Consider the following 16,055-nt stretch of genomic DNA (forward strand, 5'->3'; position numbering starts at 1 on the left):
CCCGTGTTGCTACGCGGGTTCTGGCCCCTGTCGCCCTGCCATCGGAGGCAACCTGATGAACCATCGCATCCGCACCCAGATGTTCGGCCTGATCGCCATGACCCTGCCGCTGGCCGCCTGCGCGCAGCAGCCCGCACCTGCTGCCAAGGACCTCGCCCCGATTGCCGCCAACCGCAGTGCCACGCCGGCGCCGCAGCTGGTGGCGGGGCTGCCGGACTTCACCAATCTGGTCGAGCAGGTCGGCCCGGGCGTGGTCAATATCGAAACCACCATCACCCGCAAGGACGCCATGGCGCGTCAGCAGCGCAGCGGCCCGGGTGGTCGCGGTGGTGGCGCGATGCCGGATGACGATCAGATGCCGGAATTCTTCCGCCGCTTCTTCGGGCCGGATTTCCAGATGCCGGGCGGTCCGCGGCAGGGGCCGGGTGGCGGCGATGACGACGGCGGCATCGCCGGCAAGTCGATGGGCTCGGGCTTCATCATCTCGGCCGATGGCTATGTGCTGACCAATCACCACGTGGTCGATGGCGCCAGCGAGGTGACCGTCAAGCTCACCGACCGCCGCGAATTCAAGGCCAAGGTGGTGGGGAGTGACGAGCAATACGACGTGGCGCTGCTGAAGATCGAGGCCAAGGGCCTGCCGACCGTGCGCCTGGGCGATTCCAACACGCTCAAGCCGGGGCAGTGGGTGGTGGCGATCGGCTCGCCGTTCGGTCTGGATCACTCGGTCACCGCCGGCATCGTCAGCGCCACCGGCCGTAGCAATCCCTACGCCGACCAGCGCTACGTGCCCTTCATCCAGACCGACGTGGCGATCAACCAGGGCAATTCCGGCGGCCCGCTGCTCAATACGCGTGGCGAGGTGGTCGGCATCAATTCGCAGATCTTCTCCGCGTCGGGCGGCTACATGGGCATCAGTTTCGCGATCCCGATCGACCTGGCCTTCAGCGCGGCCGAGCAGATCAAGGCCACCGGCCACGTGAGTCGCGGCATGCTGGGCGTGGCGGTCGGCCCGATCGACTCGCTCAAGGCCCAGGGCCTGGGCTTGCCGGACAGCCGTGGTGCCTTGGTCAACGACATCCCGGCCGGTAGCCCGGCAGCCAAGGCCGGCATCGAGGTGGGCGACGTGATCCGTGCAGTGAATGGCAAGTCGATCGACGTCGCCAGCGATCTGCCGCCAATGATCGGGCTGATGGCGCCTGGCACCAAGGTAACCCTGGACGTCTTGCGCGACGGCAAACCGCGCAAGGTGACGGTCACCCTTGCACCGCTGCAGGACGGCGGCGAGAACGCCGCACCGCGCACCGCCGCCGATGAGGCCAAGCCCAGCGCTCCGGCCAGCGTGGAATTGCTCGGCCTGCAAGTTGCCGACCTGACCGCCGCCGAGCGCAGCCGCCTGGGCCTGGAGGCGGGCGAGGGCGTGCGCATTGCGGCGGTCACCGGCGCGGCGGCGCGCAGCACCCAGCCGCCGCTGTCGCCGGGCCTGATCATCGCCCGCGTCGGCCGGACCAAGGTCGGCAGCGTCGCCGAACTCAACCGCGCCCTGTCCAGCTACAAGAAGGGCGACGTGGTCATGCTGCTGGTGACTGACGGCAAGGCAACCAGCTACGTGGCCTTGAAGGCCGGCGGCTAAGGGCGGCCGGGATTGGGGATTTGGGATTCGGGATTGGCAGCAGCGGGTCCGCGCTACGCGGCCCCCCTGCTTTTGCGATTCCCGAATCCCGATTCCCCAATCCCCGGCCCCAGAGGGGTCGGCCGTGCGATAATGCTGCGTTACCCTGACGACGGCTGCGCCGGCGCCCACCTCAATGTCCTCTGATTCAATGCGGAATATCCGCAACTTCTCCATCATTGCCCACGTCGACCACGGCAAATCCACCCTGGCCGACCGCATCATCCAGCTGTGCGGCGGCTTGCAGGCGCGCGAGATGGAAGCCCAGGTGCTCGACTCCAACCCGATCGAGCGCGAACGCGGCATCACCATCAAGGCGCAGTCGGTGTCCCTGCCGTACACGGCAAAGGACGGGCAGACCTACCACCTGAATTTCATCGACACCCCCGGGCACGTCGACTTCTCCTACGAAGTCAGCCGCTCGCTGGCTGCATGCGAAGGTGCGCTGCTGGTGGTGGATGCCGCGCAGGGCGTGGAAGCGCAGTCGGTGGCCAACTGCTATACCGCGGTGGAGCAGGGGCTGGAAGTGGTGCCGGTGCTGAACAAGATCGACCTGCCCACCGCCGATGTCGACCGCGCCAAGGCCGAGATCGAAGCGGTGATCGGCATCGATGCCGAAGACGCGGTCGCTGTCAGCGCCAAGACCGGTCTGAACATCGATCTGGTGCTGGAAGCGATCGTGCATCGCATCCCGCCGCCGAAGCCGCGCGAGACCGACAAGCTGCAGGCGTTGATCATCGATTCCTGGTTCGACAACTACCTGGGCGTGGTCTCGCTGGTGCGCGTGATGCAGGGCGAAATCAAGCCCGGCAGCAAGATCCTGGTGATGTCTACCGGGCGCACCCATCTGGTCGACAAGGTTGGCGTGTTCACCCCCAAGCGTAAGGAGCTGCCCGCGCTGGGCGCCGGCGAAGTGGGCTGGATCAACGCGTCCATCAAGGACGTGCACGGCGCACCGGTCGGCGACACGCTGACCCTGGCGGCCGACCCGGCGCCGCACGCCTTGCCCGGTTTTCAGGAAATGCAGCCGCGCGTGTTCGCCGGCCTGTTTCCGGTCGATGCCGAGGATTACCCGGATCTGCGCGAAGCGTTGGACAAGCTGCGCTTGAACGATGCCGCGCTGCGCTTCGAGCCGGAAAGCTCCGAAGCGATGGGCTTCGGCTTCCGCTGCGGCTTTTTGGGCATGCTGCACATGGAAATCGTGCAGGAGCGCCTGGAGCGCGAGTACAACCTGGACCTGATCAGCACCGCCCCCACCGTGGTGTATGAGGTGCTCAAGACCGATGGCACGGTCATCAACATGGACAACCCGGCCAAGTTGCCGCAGTTGAACCTGGTGCAGGAAATCCGCGAGCCCATCATTCGCGCCAACGTCCTCACGCCCGAGGAGTACATCGGCAACATCATCAAGTTGTGCGAGGAAAAGCGCGGCACCCAGATCGGCATCAACTACCTGGGCAGCCAGGTACAGATCAGCTATGAGCTGCCGATGGCCGAAGTGGTGCTGGACTTCTTCGACAAGCTCAAGTCGGTCAGCCGTGGCTATGCCTCGCTGGATTACCACTTCGTGCGGTTCGATGCCGGCCCGTTCGTGCGCGTGGACGTGCTGATCAACGGCGACAAGGTCGACGCGTTGTCGTTGATCGTGCACCGCAGCCACGCCGATCGTCGCGGCCGCGAGCTGTGCGAAAAGATGAAAGACCTGATCCCCCGGCAGATGTTCGACGTGGCGATCCAGGCCGCGATCGGCTCGCAGATCATCTCGCGCTCCACGGTCAAGGCGATGCGCAAGAACGTGCTGGCCAAGTGCTATGGTGGCGACGTTTCGCGCAAGAAAAAGCTGCTGGAGAAGCAGAAGGAAGGCAAGAAACGCATGAAGCAGGTCGGCCGCGTGGAGATTCCACAGGAAGCCTTCCTGGCCGTCCTGCAGATGGACAAGTAGCAGGGATTCGGGATTCGTCATTCGGGATTGGCAACGGCTTGCCCATCCTCTTGCTCTTACTAATCCCCAATCTCAAATCTCGAATCCCGTTCCGAAGGAACATCAATGAAATGGTTTGAAATCATCCTGGTTGTCCTGACGCTGGGCAGCGGCTTCATCTGGCTGCTGGACAAGCTGTTTCTGGCCAAGCGCCGTGCGGCGCGTGCCGGGTTGCTGGACAGCGAGCCGGCGATCATCGATTACTCGCGCGCCTTTTTCCCGGTGCTGGCGGTGGTGCTGATCCTGCGCAGCTTCGTGGCCGAGCCGTACAAGATTCCGTCCAGCTCGATGATGCCCAACCTGCTGATCGGCGATTTCATCCTGGTCAACAAGTTCGCCTACGGCTTCCGTCTGCCGATCACCAATACCAAGTTCATTCCCACCGGCGAGCCCAAGCGCGGCGACGTGGTGGTGTTCAAGCCGCCGCACGCGCCGGACCAGAACTGGATCAAGCGCGTGGTTGGCCTGCCGGGCGACAAGATCGGCTTCCACGGCGATACGCTGTACATCAACGACAAGCCGATGCATTACACGGTCAAGGGCGAGTACATCGGCAAGGGCAAGGGCGCCGAGATGACCGGCACCACGCTGCTGGTCGAGGACCTGCCGGGCCGCACGCACACCGTGCTGGAATGGCTGGACCGCAACATGCCGGCCGGGCAGGGCGACTGGACCGTACCGGCGGACAGCTATTTCGTGATGGGGGATAATCGCGACAACAGCGAGGACAGCCGGTTCTGGACCCAGACGCACTTTCTGCCGGAGGCCAATCTGCGCGGCAAGGCGTTCCTGATCTGGCTCAATTGCGAAGGGTGGTTCTGCAAGGGGAGTTTCGATCCATCGCGGATCGGGACTGGAATCCAGTAAATGCACGCACGGCGTGCCAGGGGAAGCACAATGAAGCGCAAGCAAAGCGGTATGACGTTGACGTCGTTCGTGGTGGTGCTGGCGGTAGTGGGGTTCGGTTTGTACATCGGGATGAAGCTGTTCCCGATGTATCAGGAATATTACGCAGTGCGTACCTCGATGAAGGGCCTTGCCAACGAGGCTGGCAGTGCAGACATGGATCCTTCCAAATTGCAGGACATGTTCTTCAAGCGGCTCGATATCAATGCGTCCGAAAGCGTGAAGCGCGAGAACGTCAAGTTCGAGCGGATCGAAGGTGGCTGGCGCATGAAGGTCAATTACGAAGTCCGCCGCGAGCTGGTTGGCAATCTGGATGTGGTCGGCAAGTTCGATACGGCACAGGATCTGACGAAGCGCGGTGTCGAATAGAACCTTCCAACGCGGTGATCCGATCGGGCACGCATTCGCCGATCCGGCTCTGCTCGCCCAGGCGCTGCGGCACCGCAGCGCCGGGACGCCGCATAACGAGCGACTGGAATTTCTCGGCGACGGCATCGTCAACCTGCTGATCGCCGAGGCGCTCTATCAACGGTGGCCCAAGGCCGACGAAGGCGCATTGACCCGTGCACGTGCCGAGCTCGTGCGCGAAGGTGCGCTGGCAGTGATCGGACGCACGTTAAACCTCGGCGAGCGCCTCACGCTGGGGCCAGGCGAGCTGAAGTCCGGAGGTCACCGGCGCGATTCGATCCTGGCCGATGCGGTCGAGGCGATCGTCGCAGCCATCTATCTGGACTGCGGTTTCGAGCGTTGCCGTGCAGTGGTGCTGCCGTGGTTCGAAGCGTCGCTGGCGGCATTGCCGGTGGGCAAGGCAGAAAAGGATCCCAAGACCCGGCTGCAGGAATGGCTGCAGGCACGGCAACTGCCGCTGCCCACCTACGCGCTGATCAGCGAGAGCGGCGACGAGCATGCCAAGCAGTTCCACGTCGCCTGCATTCTGGAGCAGCCCGTCGCCCGCGCCGAGGGCCAGGGCACTTCGCGTCGCCTCGCAGAGCAACAGGCGGCGACTCTTGTCATCGCACAACTGGATTCAAACACGTGAGCGAAACCTCTTCCCCCCACCGCAGCGGTAGCGTTGCGGTGATCGGCCGGCCCAATGTCGGCAAGTCCACCCTGACCAACGCCCTGGTCGGCGCGAAGGTCAGCATCGTCTCCAACCGGCCGCAGACCACGCGTCATCGGTTGCTGGGCATCGCCACCTTCCCGGAAGGGCAGCTGGTGCTGGTCGACACCCCGGGCCTGCACCGCGAGCAGAAGCGCGCAATGAACCGGGTGATGAATCGCGCTGCGCGCGGCTCGCTCGAGGGCGTGGACGCGGCGGTCCTGGTGATTGAAGCCGGCCGCTGGGACGAGGAAGACACGCTGGCGTTCCGCGTGCTCAGCGACGCCGGCGTGCCGGTGGTGCTGGTGGTCAACAAGGTCGACCGGCTCAAGGACAAGACCGCGCTGTTCCCGTTCCTGGCCCAGGTCAGCGAGGGGCGCACCTTCGCCGCCGTGCATCCGGTGTCCGCGCTCAAGCGCAAGGGCCTGGACGCGTTGGTCGGCGACCTGCTCAAGCTCGTGCCCGAAGCCGAGGCGATGTTTGGCGAAGACGAGATCACCGACCGCAGCCAGCGCTTTTTGGCTGGCGAACTGGTGCGGGAACAGCTGATGCGTCAGCTCGGCGAAGAGCTGCCGTACGCCACCACTGTCGAGATCGAGCGCTTCGCCGAAGATGGCGCGCTGCTGCGCATCGGTGCGGTGATCTGGGTCGAGCGCGAAGGCCAGAAGGCCATCGTGATCGGCAAGGGCGGCACCCGTTTGAAAGAAATCGGCGGCAAGGCGCGCCTGCAGATGGAGCGCCTGTTCGGTGCCAAGGTGTTCCTGGAAACCTGGGTGCGCGTGCGCGAAGGCTGGTCGGACGACGAGGCTGCGCTGAAGGCGTTCGGCTACGAATGAGGCCGGGAAGGCCGGGACCCGGGACCCGGGACCAGGGTCCCGGGAAGAGCTGGATCAGGCAGGTGGTCTGCATACTGCGGGGGAGGCGGCTTTTCGCATTTTTCAGATTCGCGTGCTGCGCTGACGGCATTGGCTCGGCCCCCCGTCGCTACCCCGCGCGGCCCTCCGATGGCCGATCCGGTGCTTTTCCCGGGTCCCGGGTCCCGTGTCCCCGGTCCCGGCTCTTCCCCCCATGCTGATCGAGCACGAGCGCGGGTTCGTCTTGCATGTACGGGCCTGGCGCGAGACCAGCCTGCTGGTGGAAGTGCTGACCGAGCAGCACGGGCGGGTGGGACTGCTGGCGCGCGGTGTGCAGGGGCCGCGCAAGCAGGCGCTGCGCGCGGCCTTGCAGCCCTTGCAGCTCATCCAGTTCAGTGCCGTGCAGCGCGGCGAGCTGGCCCAGCTGCGCCAGGCCGAAGCGCTGGACACCGCGCCGCGCCTGGTCGGCGACACCATGCTGGCCGGTTTCTATATCAGCGAATTGCTGCTGCGCCTGGCCCCGCGTAACGATCCGGTGCCTGAACTTTATGCCTGTTATGCGCAGGCACGCACCTACCTGGCGTCCGATCTGCCGTTGGCGTGGGGGCTGCGCCGGTTCGAGCGCGACGTGCTGGACGGGCTGGGGTTCGCCTTCGATCTGCAGCATGACAGCGACGGGCAGCCGATCGACCCGGCGGCGCGGTATCGGCTGGATCCGCAGGAGGGCGCCTTGCGCGTGTTGAGCGAACGGCTAGCCCAGGACCGCCGCGAAACCGTCACCGGTGCGGCGCTGCTGGCGCTGGGCGAAGACGTCATGCCGGATGCCGACGACATGCCAGGCCTGCGGCGCAGCATGCGCGGGGTACTGCTGCACCATCTGGGCGGGCGTGGTCTGAAATCCTGGCAAATGCTCGAGGACCTGGCGCGCCGCCGCTAATGGCGCGGAGTGCTGGAGGCCCATGCGTGATAGCGCTGGACAAAAGTCCAGCAGCGACCGGCGATCCCACGAGCCAGCAGCGAATTGAGCGAAGCGGGCGCTCGGAAAACCGGCAGGCAGCACCCGTGCCCGTCGGTTTAGAAAGCCCTTCGCCTGCCCTCGACCACGAGCGCTACTCTCGTCACCGACATGGACCGGGCGAGCAGCAACTGCATATGCCCTGCGTCGAGCTGTAGATCATCCAGGCAGTCAAACGCCAGCAACTGGAGCCGGTGCTACCTGCCATACGCAGCTCGATCGACAGGATGACGATGCATCGACCGCGGCGGCGAGCCGGAAGCGCACCGACGCCGGCGTCCGGCACACTTCGTCTGGCAAGAAGGTGCTGCGCTCGATTCGCTCAATGCAGCAATGCAGCCACCGCCGCGTGGAATTGGGTGCGTGCGGTCCGCGAGTGCGGGTCGCCGCGCAGCAGGCGCACTGCGCCGGCAAGCCGCGCCGCGCCGACGAAGCCACAGCTGGCCTGCAACCGATGAAGATGGCTGCGCAGTGCCTGTTCGTCGCTGATCTGCAAGGCCGAATCCACCGCATCCCGGGTGCCCGGCAGCTCGGCCAGGAACAGCTCGCGCAGGGCATTGAGATGATGCTGCTGGCCGTTGAGCGCGCTCAGCGCAGCGGTCTCGTCCCAGTCGCTGGCGGCGATGTCCAGCACGCCCACCGGGGCCACGCTATAGCGACCGCGTGCCAGGCCGCGCCGCACCGCCTGCAGCAGGCGCTCGGAGGTCAGTGGTTTGACCAGCATTTCCAGGAACCCGTCGGACTGCAGGCTGTGCTGCATCGACATGGTCGCGTCGGCGGTGTGCGCCAGTGCCGGCACGTCCGGGTGCAGCAGGCGCAATGCACGCAGTAGCCCGCTACCGGTGCCATCGGGGAGGTTGACGTCGATCAGCCAGAGGTCGTGGCGACGTTCGCGCGCGCGGTCGAGTGCGGAAGAAAGGGAATCGGCACAGTCGACCGTGGCCGGGAGACTTTCAAGCACAGCCTGCAAGAACCCGCGGCTGATCGGGTCGTCTTCCACCAGCAGTAGGCGTGGGTGGGGTTCCTGGCGTGTGGCCATGTTCATGCTGCCTCCTTGTCAGCGATGCCGCGTCCTGATTTGTCGCGCGCAGCGGAAGTTTGCCTGTGTTTGCGGGGCGCGACAATTGTTGCGCTGACCGGCGCGGCCTCCGTCGGTCGCATCTGCGACAATACGCACCCTTTTTGCCCGCAGCTTGCCGCCACGTGGCTAGAACCAGAAACCGTCTCGACCGTACCCCCTTCCAGACCGCGGTCACCGACCTGAGCCATGACGGCCGCGGGGTCGCCCGGCGCGACGGCGAGGGCGGCAAGGTCACCTTCATCAGCGGCGCCTTGCCGGGCGAGTTGGTGCGCGCCGAACCCACCGCCCGTAGCCGGCATTTCGATGAGGCCAAGACCGTGGAGGTGCTGGAGGCCTCGCCGCAGCGGGTCACCCCGCGCTGCCCGCACTTTGGCGTCTGCGCGGGGTGCGTGTTGCAGCATCTGGAGGAGTCGCAGCAGATCGTGGCCAAACAGCGCGTGCTGATGGACAACCTGGAACGTATCGGTCACGTCACTCCGCACGCCGTGCTGCCTGCGCTGACCGGCGACAACTGGGGGTATCGGCGCAAGGGCAGGTTCTCGGTGCGTCGCGTCGAGAAGAAGGACAAGACCTTGGTCGGCTTTCGTGAGCTGGACCCGCGGTTCGTGGCCGATCTGTCGGTCTGCTACACGGTGATTCCGCAGATCGGCGAGAAGATCCCCTTGCTTGCCGCGCTGATCGAAGGCATGGACGGCAAGCGCGACATTCCGCAGATCGAATTCATCGCCGGCGACGATGCGGTGGCCTTGACCATTCGGCATATGCAGCCGCTCAGCGAGCGCGATCGCCAGGCCTGGGTCGCCTTTGCCCAGGAGCACGGCTTTGCGATTTTCCTGCAGCCCGGCGGGGTGGACAGCGTGCATCCGCTGTGGCCGCAGGACGTGCCGCTATCGTTCCGCTTGCCGCAGTGGGAGGTGGAACTGGCGTTCCGGCCGCTGGATTTCATTCAAGTCAACGCGTCGCTCAATCAGAAGATGATCGCCCATGCGGTCGCACTGCTGGAGGCCAAGCCCGACGACCGCGTGCTGGACCTGTTCTGCGGCCTGGGCAACTTCACCCTGCCGCTGGCGCGCGTGGTGCGTGAGGTGGTGGGGGTGGAAGGTGACGCCGGACTTGTGGCACGGGCCAAAGAGAACGCCCAGCGCAATGGCCTGGACAATGCGCAGTTCCACGCCGCCGACCTGACCCAGGATCAGCGCAGCGCACCCTGGATGCGCCAGGGCTTCGACAAGCTGCTGCTGGACCCGCCGCGCTCCGGCGCCCTGGAAGTGCTGCAGCAGCTGCCGTTGAAAACGTTCGATCGCATCGTCTATGTGAGTTGCCACCCGGGCTCGCTGGCGCGCGACGCCGGCTATCTGGTCAACGATCAGGGCTTCACGCTGGTCTGCGCAGGCGCGATGGACATGTTCCCGCACACCGCGCACGTGGAAAGCATTGCGGTGTTTGAGAGGCGGTGAATCGGGAGGAGGCAATCGGGAATCGTAACGGCGAACGGCTTATGCTTTTGCCATTCCCGACTCTCGATTCCCGATTCCCATGCCTGTAGAGATAGAACGCAAATTCCTGGTTACCGGCGATGGCTGGCGCGACGCCGCGCATGCGGTGATTCCGATGGCGCAGGGCTATATCAACGACCAGGCGGCGCTGCGCAGTGGCACGCAGAACGCCTCGGTACGGGTACGGATTCAGGGCGAAAGCGCATTTCTCAATCTGAAATCGCGCGAGGTAGGGCATACGCGGCAGGAGTTCGAATATCCGATTCCACTGGCTGATGCACGCGCATTGCTGGCGCTGTGCGTAGGCGGCCTGATCGACAAACGCCGGCATCTGGTCGCCTACCAGGGACATGTGTGGGAAGTGGACGAATTCCTCGGCGACAACGCCGGCCTGATCGTGGCCGAGATCGAACTCGAACGCTCCGACGAAGCATTCGCCACGCCGGAATGGATTGGGACCGAAGTCACCGACGACGTGCGCTATTACAACCTGGCCCTGGCCTCGCATCCATTCAAGCAGTGGAAAGAGGATTTGTGATGCGGGATCTGGACTCGCAAAGGCGGACACGCAGCCCGGTGCCTTGGAGGCCTGATGCGTGAGGTGGATCGCTGATGCGTAGAACAGATGAGTGCGCGGCGCCAGGCCGCCTTGCAACGCTTGATCATCGCTCCCCGGTTTCGGCACTGGCGAACGCTTTGCGATTGCAGAATCCCGTCTATGCTCTGCAAATTCCAATCCCATCCCACAAACGAATCCCAGCTCATGCGCATCGACATCTGGTCCGACGTAGTGTGCCCCTGGTGCTGGATCGGCAAACGCCGTTTCCAGGCCGCCCTTGCGGCACTTGGCGCGCAGGCGCCGGCCTTGGACATTCATTACCACGCGTTCCAGCTTGATCCGGATGCCGGCCTGGAGCCCACGCCATTGCGCGCGGCCCTGGCGTCGAAGTTCGGCGGTACGGCACGCGTCGAACAGATCCTGGCGCAGACCCAGGCCACCGCGCAGGCGGAAGGCTTGCCGCTGGATTTCGGCCGAGGGCAGGTGCAGGTCAGCACCCTGCGTGCGCATCGTTTGATCTGGCTGGCCAGCCACGAGGGCGATGTGGATGCGGTCATGGAAGCGCTGTTCCATGCGCATTTTGCCGAAGGCCAAAACGTGGGCGCGTTCGACACGCTGGTGCGTGCCGGTGAGGCCGGTGGCCTTACGGCGGCGCGTGTGCAGGCGATGCTGGAATCGGACGAAGGCACCGTCGAGGTGCAAGCGCAGCTAGCGCAGGCCGCCGCGTTGGGCATCCGTGCAGTGCCTAGTTTCGTGATCGACGGCCGTGCGCTGATCCAGGGCGCGCAACCGCCGGAAAGTTTTGCGCAGGCGCTGCTGCAGTTGGCGGCCGAATCGACGCCAGTCGGCGGGCCCGATGCCTGCGGGCCTGACGGCTGCACGGTGTGACCCGCATGCCTGCCGCATGCACCGGCATGTGCGCGATGGCATGACACTGCCCGACCGCGCACAGACGATCGCCGTGATCGGCGCCGGGCTGGCGGGGTTGGCCTGCGCGCAGCAACTGCAGATGGAAGGCCATGCAGTGACGGTGTTCGATCAGGCGCAGACCCCGGGCGGCCGCATGCGCCACTACAGCGCCGAGCAGTGGCAATGCGATCACGGAGCGCAGTATTTCACTGCGCGCGATCCTGCATTTGCAGCGGTCGTGGATGCCTGGATCGATGCCGGTATTGCCGCGCCCTGGCAGGCGCGCATCGCAAGCTGGGACGGCACGCAGTTGCGCCGATCCCAGAGCGCGCTGATGCGCTATGTGGGTGTGCCCGAGATGACCGCGCCGGCGCGTACGCTTGCCGCGCAGCTGGATGTGCGTCTGAGTGCCGAGGTGCGCGCGCTGCGGCGCAGCCGGCAGGGATGGCGCCTGTCGGTGTCGCAAGCCGCTGCAGAGCATCTGTTCGATACGGTGTTGCTGGCCGTCCCGGCGCCGAGTGCGGCTGGGTTACTCGCGCAGGCTGCGCCTGCGTTGGCGACGATTGCCGAGCAGGTGCGCATGCAGCCTGCGTGGGCGGTGATGGCGCACTTCGATGCGCCCATCGATCCGGGCTACGATGCGCTGTTCGTCAATGCCGGCGCGTTACGCTGGGTGGCGCGCAACTCCAGCAAGCCCGCGCGTGCGGGTGCGGAGACCTGGCTGGCGCATGCAACGGCCGAGTGGAGCCAGGCGCAGTGCGATGCCATGCCTGGGCACGTCAGCGCCAGCCTGGTGCCGGAGCTTGCAGCGCTCGGGTTGCCAGTGCCGCAGTCCTGCGATGCTTTTTTTTGGAAGGTTGCCAGCAGCGACCCGGCATTGCAGCTTGGCTGCGTCTGGGATGCGCAGCTGGGCTTGGGCATGTGCGGCGACTGGCTGGCCGGCGGCAAGGTGGAGGGCGCATGGCAGAGCGCAATGGCGTTGGCCCGGCGCGTGTCTGCCGGCGATGTGCTGTACAGCGCTGGCCACTGACGCTGTGCCAGGCAGCGCAGAACTAAAGGGCAGTGCGATGCAAGTCCATACCGCGGTCATGGCAGTCGTTGGTGCATGCGTTGCCGGTGATTCGAGTGTTTTTTTCGGGTCCAAGACATGCCCACGCGCCGCGTCGGCACGGACGCGCCCATGCGCCCCGCATCATCGGGCGTCACTTTGATGCATGATTCCAGCGCACTTGTCGCGCAAACCACCCCACAAACGCCGGCCCATACGCTGCGTTTGGTTCTGGGCGACCAGCTCGATCCGCAACACAGCTGGTTCGCGACGCGCGATGCAGGCGTGGTCTATGTATTGATGGAAGTGCGGCAGGAAACCGACTACGTGCTGCATCACGCGCAGAAGGTCCTGGCGATCTTCGCGGCCATGCGCGCGTTCGCTGCCGGCCTGCGGCGTGCCGGGCATCGGGTGCGCTATGTGACGATCGACAATGCCAGCAACCGGCAGTCGATCCCGCACAACCTCGAGGCGTTGATGGCGCATTACCGCGCCGGCCGTCTGGAATACCAGGCCCCAGACGAATGGCGGCTGGACGAAGCACTACAGCACTGGAGCGCCGCGCAGCCCTTTGCCACGCGCATGCTCGGCAGCGAACATTTTTTGACCGCACGCAGTGAAGTCGCCGGCTGTTTTCGCGCCGGCAGCCCGTGGCGCATGGAAGTGTTTTATCGGCGCATGCGGCGCCAGCATGGCATCCTGCTCGATGCCGCGGGCGAGCCGGAAGGCGGGCGCTGGAACTTCGATCACGACAACCGTGCGCCGTGGCCGGGCGACCCGCCTGCCCCACAGGATTGGCGCACGACCCACGACCACAGCGCGCTGTGGCGCACGATCGAAGCCGCCGGGGTGCGCAGTTTTGGCGCACCGAATGCGCACGCCCTGCCATGGCCGCTGGATCGCGACGAAGCCTTGCAGCATCTGGACGCTTTCATCGCGCATGCATTGCCCAATTTCGGCCGCTACGAAGATGCGATGAGCACGCGTAGCCCGCGCCTGTTCCATTCGCTGCTTTCGTTCGCGCTCAACGTCAAGATGCTGCACCCGCGCGAAGTGATCGCGCGCGCCGAAGCGGCATGGCGGCAAGGGCATGCGCCGTTGGCGGCGGTGGAAGGCTTCATCCGGCAGATTCTGGGCTGGCGCGAGTACGTGCGCGGTGTGTATTGGTCGCAGATGCCCGGCTACGCGGAATCGAATCATCTCGATCAGCATGCAGCGCTGCCACACTGGTTCTGGGACGGGCAGATCGGCATGCGCTGCCTGGCAGATGCGATCGGCAATTCGTTGGCCAATGCGCATGCGCATCACATCCAGCGGCTGATGGTGATCGGTAATTTTGCGCTGCTGGCGGGGCTGGACCCGCAGGCGCTGCATCGCTGGTACCTGGGCGTGTATATCGACGCCTTCGAGTGGGTGGAGCTGCCCAATACGGTGGGCATGAGCCAGTTCGCCGATGGCGGCCTGCTCGGCAGCAAGCCGTATATCAGCGGTGCGGCCTACATCGATCGCATGAGCGATTACTGCGGTGGCTGCCGGTATCAGCGCAAGTTGCGGGTCGGGCCGAACGCCTGCCCGTACAACGCGTTGTACTGGGACTTTCTGCAGCGCCAGCGCCCGCTGTTGGGCGCCAACGAACGCCTGGCGCTGCCGTACCGCCAGCTCGACGGTATGGCCCCCGAAGTGCTGGCACAGGTGCAGGCCCAGGCCGCGCATTGGCGCGCCCACCTCGAGGTGCTGTAAGCCTGCCGGCAGCGCCCGCAGCTGAATGCGCGATCTGACGCTGCCACGCGCATCTGCGACAATGCCGCGCTGCGCCACCGTGGCGCCTGGCCCGGGAGTCCCCAACATGCTTCTGATCGGCGTTGCCGGTACCGAACTCAGCGCGCAGGAACGCGATTGGCTGCAGCACGATGCGGTTGCCGGCGTGGTGCTGTTCAAGCGCAACTTCGCCTCGCGCACCCAGGTGGCCGAGCTGTCGGCTGCCATTCGCGCCGCCGCGCCACGCCCGGTGCTGGTCTGCGTGGACCAGGAAGGTGGGCGCGTGCAGCGGTTTCGCGAAGGATTCAGCGCGCTGGCGCCGCTGCAAAGCTTCGGTGCGCAGTACGCGCAAGACCCGGAGTCTGCACTGGCCGCCGCGCGCGCGCATGCGCAGTTGATGGCCAGCGAGGTCCGCGCCAGCGGCGTGGACCTGAGCTTTGCCCCGGTGGTGGACCTGGGGCGCGGCAACCGCGCCATCGGCGATCGCGCCTTCAGCGACGACCCGCAGATCGTGGCGACCTTCACGCGCGCCTATGTACAGGCGCTGCATGGCGCCGGCATGGCCGCCACGCTCAAGCATTTTCCCGGCCACGGCACCGTGCTGGAAGACACCCACGTCGATCACGCCAGCGACCCACGGCCGCTGGAGGTGCTGCAGGCCGAAGACCTGGTGCCGTTCGTGGCGGGGATCGAGGCCGGCGCCGACGCCGTGATGATGGCGCACGTGGTCTACCCGCAGGTCGCGCCGGAGCCGGCCGGCTATTCGCAGCGCTGGATCGAGCAGATCCTGCGCGGCCAGATGGGCTTCCGCGGCGTGGTCTTTTCCGATGATATCGGCATGGCTGCCTCGTTCAGTGCCGGCGGGGTGGCGGGCCGGGTGCATGCGCATCTGGATGCCGGCTGCGACGTGGTGCTGGTGTGCCATCCGGAGCTGGTCGCCGAATCGCTGCAGGCCGTGCAGGGCCGCAGCCTCAATACCGCTGCATTGATCGGCCTGATCGGCCGCGGCGCACTAGGCTGGGATGGCCTGCTTGCCGGCACCGACGCCTCATTTACCACTCCTCCTTCTGCCCATTTCGGAACAACTGCCTGATGTCCACGCTCACCATTTCCCAGGCCCTGGCCCAAGCCGATCTGCTGGTCGACCGTCCGGCCATCGATGCCGCCGTTGCCACCATCGCCGATGCGATCGCACGCGACTATGCCGGCGAAGTGCCGGTGTATCTCACCATCATGCACGGTGCGCTGCCGTTCTCCGGCCAGCTGGCGCTGGAGCTGGGCGCACGTGGCCAGGACCTGCAGTTCGATTACCTGCATGCCACCCGTTACCGCGGCGAAACCACCGGCGGCGAACTGGTGTGGAAGCACCGCCCGGCCACCGCATTGTTCGGCCGCCGCGTGATCCTGGTCGACGACATTCTCGACGAGGGTTACACGCTGCAGGGCGTGCGCCAGTGGTGCCTGGAGCAGGGCGCCACCGACGTGCGCGTGGCGGTGTTGACCGTCAAGCGGCACGACCGGTGCGTGCCGGGCGTGACTGCCGACTACGTGGGCGTGGAAGTGCCCGACCGTTACGTGTTCGGCTTCGGCATGGACGTCAACGAGCAATTGCGCGGCATTCCTGCCATCTATGCGATGAAGCAGTAACGCTGCAAATCCATGCCCGCATCGTTGCGG

General features: G+C 65.7%; 15 protein-coding genes. 14 read left to right on the plus strand and 1 reads right to left on the minus strand.

The features are described 5' to 3' along the window. Window positions 1-55: 55 nt before the first annotated feature. From J7396_RS02735 to recO, 7 genes are all read left to right on the plus strand, one after another. Window positions 56-1,633, plus strand: a complete 1,578-nt coding sequence (locus J7396_RS02735) for a DegQ family serine endoprotease (RefSeq protein ID WP_046931935.1) — start codon at window positions 56-58, stop codon at window positions 1,631-1,633. Between the two features lie 190 nt (window positions 1,634-1,823). Further along, window positions 1,824-3,614, plus strand: coding sequence for a translation elongation factor 4 (lepA, locus tag J7396_RS02740; protein ID WP_008576898.1), 1,791 nt, complete (start codon window positions 1,824-1,826; stop codon window positions 3,612-3,614). A 105-nt stretch (window positions 3,615-3,719) separates the two neighbouring features. Continuing rightward, complete coding sequence (gene lepB / locus J7396_RS02745; RefSeq protein ID WP_007970507.1) at window positions 3,720-4,520, plus strand: signal peptidase I; 801 nt, start codon at window positions 3,720-3,722, stop codon at window positions 4,518-4,520. Continuing rightward, window positions 4,521-4,928, plus strand: a complete 408-nt coding sequence (locus tag J7396_RS02750) for a DUF4845 domain-containing protein (RefSeq protein WP_014089684.1) — start codon at window positions 4,521-4,523, stop codon at window positions 4,926-4,928. Further along, entirely contained in the window at window positions 4,918-5,598 is a 681-nt protein-coding gene (gene rnc / locus J7396_RS02755) for a ribonuclease III (RefSeq protein WP_008574282.1), read from the plus strand. The genes J7396_RS02750 and rnc overlap by 11 nt, the downstream gene beginning before the upstream one ends. Then, window positions 5,595-6,494: a GTPase Era gene (gene era, locus J7396_RS02760; RefSeq protein ID WP_014089686.1), complete on the plus strand. Its 900-nt coding sequence runs from the start codon at window positions 5,595-5,597 to the stop codon at window positions 6,492-6,494. Before rnc ends, era begins: the two co-directional genes overlap by 4 nt. 232 nt (window positions 6,495-6,726) lie before the next feature. After that, window positions 6,727-7,449: a DNA repair protein RecO gene (recO, locus tag J7396_RS02765; RefSeq protein ID WP_008574279.1), complete on the plus strand. Its 723-nt coding sequence runs from the start codon at window positions 6,727-6,729 to the stop codon at window positions 7,447-7,449. A gap of 400 nt (window positions 7,450-7,849) precedes the next feature. Here the strand turns inward: recO and J7396_RS02770 are convergent, their stop codons facing one another. Next, complete coding sequence (locus tag J7396_RS02770; protein WP_008574276.1) at window positions 7,850-8,572, minus strand: response regulator; 723 nt, start codon at window positions 8,570-8,572, stop codon at window positions 7,850-7,852. Window positions 8,573-8,730: 158 nt separating this feature from the next. Here J7396_RS02770 and rlmD point away from each other — a divergent pair, with 158 nt between their 5' ends. From rlmD to J7396_RS02805, 7 genes are all read left to right on the plus strand, one after another. Then, on the plus strand, window positions 8,731-10,065 hold the full coding sequence (gene rlmD, locus J7396_RS02775; RefSeq protein ID WP_209260924.1) for a 23S rRNA (uracil(1939)-C(5))-methyltransferase RlmD: 1,335 nt from the start codon (window positions 8,731-8,733) through the stop codon (window positions 10,063-10,065). A 79-nt stretch (window positions 10,066-10,144) separates the two neighbouring features. Beyond that, window positions 10,145-10,642, plus strand: a complete 498-nt coding sequence (locus tag J7396_RS02780) for a CYTH domain-containing protein (protein WP_011346823.1) — start codon at window positions 10,145-10,147, stop codon at window positions 10,640-10,642. A 225-nt stretch (window positions 10,643-10,867) separates the two neighbouring features. Further along, the gene (locus J7396_RS02785; protein ID WP_209260925.1) at window positions 10,868-11,551 is read left to right on the plus strand and encodes a DsbA family oxidoreductase; all 684 of its coding nucleotides are present in this window, start codon (window positions 10,868-10,870) and stop codon (window positions 11,549-11,551) included. Window positions 11,552-11,567: 16 nt separating this feature from the next. Beyond that, window positions 11,568-12,602, plus strand: coding sequence for an FAD-dependent oxidoreductase (locus J7396_RS02790; protein ID WP_209260926.1), 1,035 nt, complete (start codon window positions 11,568-11,570; stop codon window positions 12,600-12,602). Between the two features lie 117 nt (window positions 12,603-12,719). Further along, window positions 12,720-14,360, plus strand: a complete 1,641-nt coding sequence (locus J7396_RS02795) for a cryptochrome/photolyase family protein (protein ID WP_209260927.1) — start codon at window positions 12,720-12,722, stop codon at window positions 14,358-14,360. Between the two features lie 106 nt (window positions 14,361-14,466). Next, on the plus strand, window positions 14,467-15,471 hold the full coding sequence (gene nagZ / locus J7396_RS02800; RefSeq protein WP_014089694.1) for a beta-N-acetylhexosaminidase: 1,005 nt from the start codon (window positions 14,467-14,469) through the stop codon (window positions 15,469-15,471). Beyond that, on the plus strand, window positions 15,471-16,025 hold the full coding sequence (locus J7396_RS02805) for a hypoxanthine-guanine phosphoribosyltransferase (RefSeq protein WP_003488192.1): 555 nt from the start codon (window positions 15,471-15,473) through the stop codon (window positions 16,023-16,025). The genes nagZ and J7396_RS02805 overlap by 1 nt, the downstream gene beginning before the upstream one ends. Window positions 16,026-16,055: the final 30 nt, after the last annotated feature.

This window comes from Xanthomonas sp. A1809 (genome assembly GCF_017746015.1).
GTDB classification, from domain to species: Bacteria; Pseudomonadota; Gammaproteobacteria; order Xanthomonadales; family Xanthomonadaceae; genus Xanthomonas; species Xanthomonas euvesicatoria.